Origin of the sequence: Microbacterium testaceum, from assembly GCF_001476655.1 — a bacterium.
Taxonomy (GTDB): domain Bacteria; phylum Actinomycetota; class Actinomycetes; order Actinomycetales; family Microbacteriaceae; genus Microbacterium; species Microbacterium testaceum_C.
Genome location: NZ_LDRT01000216.1, coordinates 1 through 4,384, shown reverse-complemented (window position 1 = coordinate 4,384; position 4,384 = coordinate 1). Strand labels below are relative to the sequence as shown.

Sequence of the window (4,384 nt, the reverse complement as noted above, 5' to 3'; positions counted from 1 at the left end):
CGCCAGGGCGAGAAGCGCGTACGTGCGACGGTTCAGGGCGGCGAGTGCATCCGGGGGAAACCAGAGGCGGTACTCGTCGGTGTTCGTCCCGATCATGACCGGTACATCCGCGGTCGCGATCGCTCGTCGCGGGGAAGCGGGGAGGGTCTCGGGATCGAGTGCCGCCGTGAATCCCGGTGCCCCGCGCAGCAGGGTCGCCCGAGCGGAGATCGCATCGCGCGCGGCCACGAGCCGGTCCGGCTCGACCTCGCGGAGGGCTGCGGCCGACGCCTCGACCCCGAGAGAACGGGCGATGGCGCGGGTCGCGCGGCCCGCGCGCCGCGGGGTCTCGGCGTCGAGCGGGCCCGACTCGATGATGGCGCCGGCGATCAGCGGGCGAAGGTCCTCGCGGGCGAGCAGCGCGGCCACGACGGCACCACCCGCGGACTCCCCGAAGATCGTGATCCGCGAGGGGTCTCCGCCGAACCGGGCGATGTTGCGGTGCGTCCACCGCAGCGCCTCCGCCGCGTCGGCGAGACCGAGGTTGCGCGGAGCGTCGGGCAGGACGGAAAACCCCTCCGCCCCCAGCCGGTAGTTCGCCGAGACGAAGACGACGCCGTCGCGCGCGAACGGCGTTCCGTCGTACGTGCTCAACGCGGCCGTGCCCCGCTCGAGGGCGCCGCCGTGGAACCAGAGCATGACGGCGGCCCCCTCGGCATCCTCCGGCCGCCAGACGTTGGCCGTGAGGCTGTCGTCGCCCGGGATGATCGCCGAGGCGAGGAGTTCTCCGATGGCGCCGGGGTACGGGGACTGCGGCGACGTCGCCCCGAAGGCGCTCGCCTCGCGAACGCCCTCCCAGGCCGCGGTCGGCGCGGGTGCGCGAAAGCGCCGGGGCCCTACCGGAGCCTGGGCGTAGGGGATGCCGAGGTAGCGTTCGACACCTTCGTGCCGAGTTCCCGCCACGAAGCCGGCGTCGGTCTGGATCACGGGACGGCTCATGCTTCCATCCTCTCTCGGAGGGGGAATCGGGGGTGCTCGCCGGACCCTCAGGAGCGCACGCGTCGGATCAACGCGTTGCGCAGACCCGGGGGAGCCGGAAGCTGGACCTCTCGCGACCAATAGCCGATGGCGTCGTCTGCCCCGTACCCGCAGTACGTCATCTCGATCACCGGCGTCCCGGGCTCGGCATCCAGGACCGTGGCGCGCTCGGCGTCGAGGGCGACCGCGTCGATCCACAGGGTCTCCCACGCGACACGGATGCCGTTGGCCTCCTCCGCCAGGTCGAACACCGGCCGACGGGGGTCGAGGTCGGTGGTGCGGACGAGCGGTACGAGATCCTCGGCGAGGGCGTACGGCGCCCCGTCGACGCGCCACATCTTGCGGGTGCGCAGCACCTCGGTGCCGTCGGGCAGATCGTCGTAGCGGGCGGTGCGCGGGGTCAGGGTGAGACGTTCGGCCGAGACGACCTCGAGCGTCGGCTCGTAGCCGGCGGAGCGGATCGACAGCGAGTGGTCGAACTGCTCGTCGATGCGGCGGCCGACGCCGGGGAGGCGCCGATTGGGGGAGGTGCGCGCGCCCTGCGCGCGGTGCACGTACCCGCGCTCCTCGAGGCGGATCAGCGCCTCCCGCACCGAGTTGCGGCTCGCGCCGGTCAGCTCGGCCAGACGCGGCTCGGACGGCAGGGTGTCGGCATCCGCGCGCCACAGATGCAGGATGCGATCGATCAGCGCGTCCTGGTCGGCTCCGCGCTTCTCGGTCACGGGCGAGAGGTCAGGCGGCGGCGCCCACCACGGCGGCGATCGCCGAGGTGAAGAAGCCCAGGCCGTCGACGCCGGAGCGCATGGCGGCGCGGGTGCCGGGGCCGAAGCCGGGCTCGACCGCGTGCTCGGGGTGGGGCATGAGGCCCACGACGTTGCCGCGCTCGTTGGTGAGGCCCGCGATGTCGTCGAGCGAACCGTTGGGGTTCACGCCGACATACCGGAAGGTCACGAGGCCCTCGCCGTTCACGCGGGCCAGGGTCTCGGCATCCGCGATGTAGCCGCCGTCGGCGTTCTTGAGGGGGATGACGATCTCGTCGCCCTCGGAGAAGTCGCTGGTCCACGCGGTCGACGCGTTCTCGACGCGCAGGCGCTGGTCGCGGCGGATGAACTGCTGGTGGGCGTTGCGGATCAGGCCGCCCGGCAGCAGGTGCGCCTCGACGAGCATCTGGAAGCCGTTGCAGATGCCGAGCACGGGCATGCCCTTGCTCGCGGCGTCTTTCACCTCGGCCATGATCGGCGCGAAGGCGGCGATCGCTCCGGCGCGCAGGTAGTCGCCGTAGCTGAAGCCGCCGGGGAGGACCAGGGCGTCGACGCCCTTCAGGTCGTGCTCGCCGTGCCAGAGGGCCACGGGCTCGGCGCCCGCGAGGCGGATCGCGCGCTGCGCGTCGCGATCGTCGAGCGACCCGGGGAAGGTGATGACCCCGATGCGGACGGTCACTCCACGACCTCGATGTTCACCACGTCTTCGATGACGGCGTTCGAGAGCATCTCGTCGGCGAGCTCGCGCGCGCGGGCCAGAGTCGCTTCGTCGACCTCGCCTTCGACGGTGAGCTCGAAGCGCTTGCCGATGCGCACGTCGGAGAAGCGGTGCTCACCCAGACGCGACAGGGCGCCGGCGACGGCCTTCCCCTGCGGGTCGAGAAGCTCGGCCTTGGGCATGACGTCGACGACGATGGTGGGCACAGCAGCTCCAGAAGTCGGTGGGGTTGTCCCCCCCATTCTACGCAGGGCCTCTGCGCGCCTCGCGCATCGATGTCAACCCCTTCGGCAACGATTTGGGAGCGCTCCCTTGACCTCGTGGGAGCGATCCCATACTCTCGACGAAATCGATGAGAGCGCTCCCACACCTGAGGCCGGGGGCCGATCACCCTCGTCGGTTCGCATCCACCACAAAGGAGTGTCCTGTGAAATCACGCGCCCTGCGCCGCGTCGCCCTCGCGACAGCCGTCGCCTCCACCTCTGCCCTCGTGCTGGCCGGTTGCTCCGGCGGCGGGGGTGCTGCCGCCGGCAGCAGCGACGAGGAGATCACCCTCACCGTCGCGACGTTCAACGACTTCGGCTACACCGAGGAGCTGCTGAACGCCTACACCGCCGAGCACCCGAACGTGAAGATCGTGCACAACCGCGCGGCCAAGTCGAACGACGCCCGAGCCAACTACTTCCAGAAGCTCGGTAAGACCGGCCTGGCCGACATCGAGGGCATCGAGGTCGACTGGCTGCCCGAGGTCATGAAGTACTCCGACCTCCTGGCGCCCGTGCCCGACGACCTGAAGAGTCGCTGGCTGGACTGGAAGGTCAAGGCCGCCACCGACTCCTCCGGCAACCTCGTCGGCTATGGCACCGACATCGGCCCCGAGGCCATCTGCTACCGCTCCGACCTCTTCGAAGCGGCGGGTCTGCCGACCGAGCCCGCCGATGTCGCGGCCGCGCTCCAGGGCGACTGGTCGAAGTACTTCGAGATGGGCGACAAGTACGTCGCCGCCACGGGCAAGCCGTTCTTCGACTCTGCGAGCAGCGTCTACCAGGGCATGATCAACCAGGTCGAAGCGGCCTACGAGAACCCCGACTCGGGCGAGATCACCGCCACGACCAACCCCGAGGTCAAGAAGATCTACACCGCGACGCTCGACGCCAGCAAGACGCAGTCGGCGCACTTCGAGCAGTGGTCCACCGACTGGTACGCGGGTATGGCGAACGGCGCGTTCGCGACGCTCTCCTGCCCCGGCTGGATGCTCACGCAGATCGAGGGCAACGCTCCCGAGGTCTCCGGCTGGAAGATCGCCGACGTGTTCCCCAACGGCGGCGGCAACTGGGGCGGCTCGTACCTGACCGTCCCCGCCAACGGTCCGCACGTCGCCGAGGCCCAGGCCCTCGCGGACTGGCTGACCTCGCCCGAGCAGCAGGTCAAGTTCTTCCAGCAGGCGGGTACCTTCCCGAGCCAGGTCGACGCGCTGAAGTCGACCGATCTTCTGGATGCCAAGAACACGTACTTCAACGACGCCCCGATCGGCGAGATCTTCACCAACCGCGCCAACGCGGTGACGGTGACGCCGTTCAAGGGCCAGTACTACTTCCAGGTGAACGACGCGATGTCGAAGGCTCTCCTTCGCGTCGACCAGGGCACGCAGGACGCCCAGACCTCGTGGGACCAGTGGGTCTCGCAGGTGGACGCCATCGGCTGACCTCGGACGTCGCGGGCCGGGCGCCTCGAGCGCCCGGCCCGTACCCCCGGAAGGAACCTCATGACCACGACACTGCAGCCGCCCGCCGCCTCCGCGGCATCCGCCCGTACCGGGTCGCACAAGACCCACGAACGCAGCCCCTGGCCCGCCCTCTGGGCCCTGGTCATCGGCTTCTTCATGATC

5 protein-coding genes are annotated in these 4,384 nt (G+C 70.3%); 1 reads left to right on the top strand and 4 read right to left on the bottom strand.

Annotation, left to right across the window (positions count from 1 at the left end; all coding sequences use genetic code 11):
• The 4 genes from NS220_RS18505 to purS all read right to left on the bottom strand — a co-directional run.
• Window positions 1–978, bottom strand: a 978-nt coding sequence (locus NS220_RS18505) for a carboxylesterase family protein (RefSeq protein ID WP_058625435.1), incomplete at its 3' end; no start/stop codon positions are given.
• Between the two features lie 47 nt (window positions 979–1,025).
• Window positions 1,026–1,739, bottom strand: a complete 714-nt coding sequence (locus tag NS220_RS18500; protein WP_058625434.1) for a GntR family transcriptional regulator — start codon at window positions 1,737–1,739, stop codon at window positions 1,026–1,028.
• Between the two features lie 10 nt (window positions 1,740–1,749).
• Window positions 1,750–2,457 carry a phosphoribosylformylglycinamidine synthase subunit PurQ gene (gene purQ, locus NS220_RS18495; protein WP_058625433.1) on the bottom strand — a complete coding sequence of 236 codons (708 nt, stop codon included), beginning with the start codon at window positions 2,455–2,457 and terminating at the stop codon, window positions 1,750–1,752.
• Entirely contained in the window at window positions 2,454–2,702 is a 249-nt protein-coding gene (gene purS / locus NS220_RS18490; protein ID WP_056225673.1) for a phosphoribosylformylglycinamidine synthase subunit PurS, read from the bottom strand. The genes purQ and purS overlap by 4 nt, the downstream gene beginning before the upstream one ends.
• A gap of 221 nt (window positions 2,703–2,923) precedes the next feature.
• Here purS and NS220_RS18485 point away from each other — a divergent pair, with 221 nt between their 5' ends.
• Entirely contained in the window at window positions 2,924–4,201 is a 1,278-nt protein-coding gene (locus NS220_RS18485; protein ID WP_058625432.1) for an ABC transporter substrate-binding protein, read from the top strand.
• Window positions 4,202–4,384 lie beyond the last annotated feature (183 nt).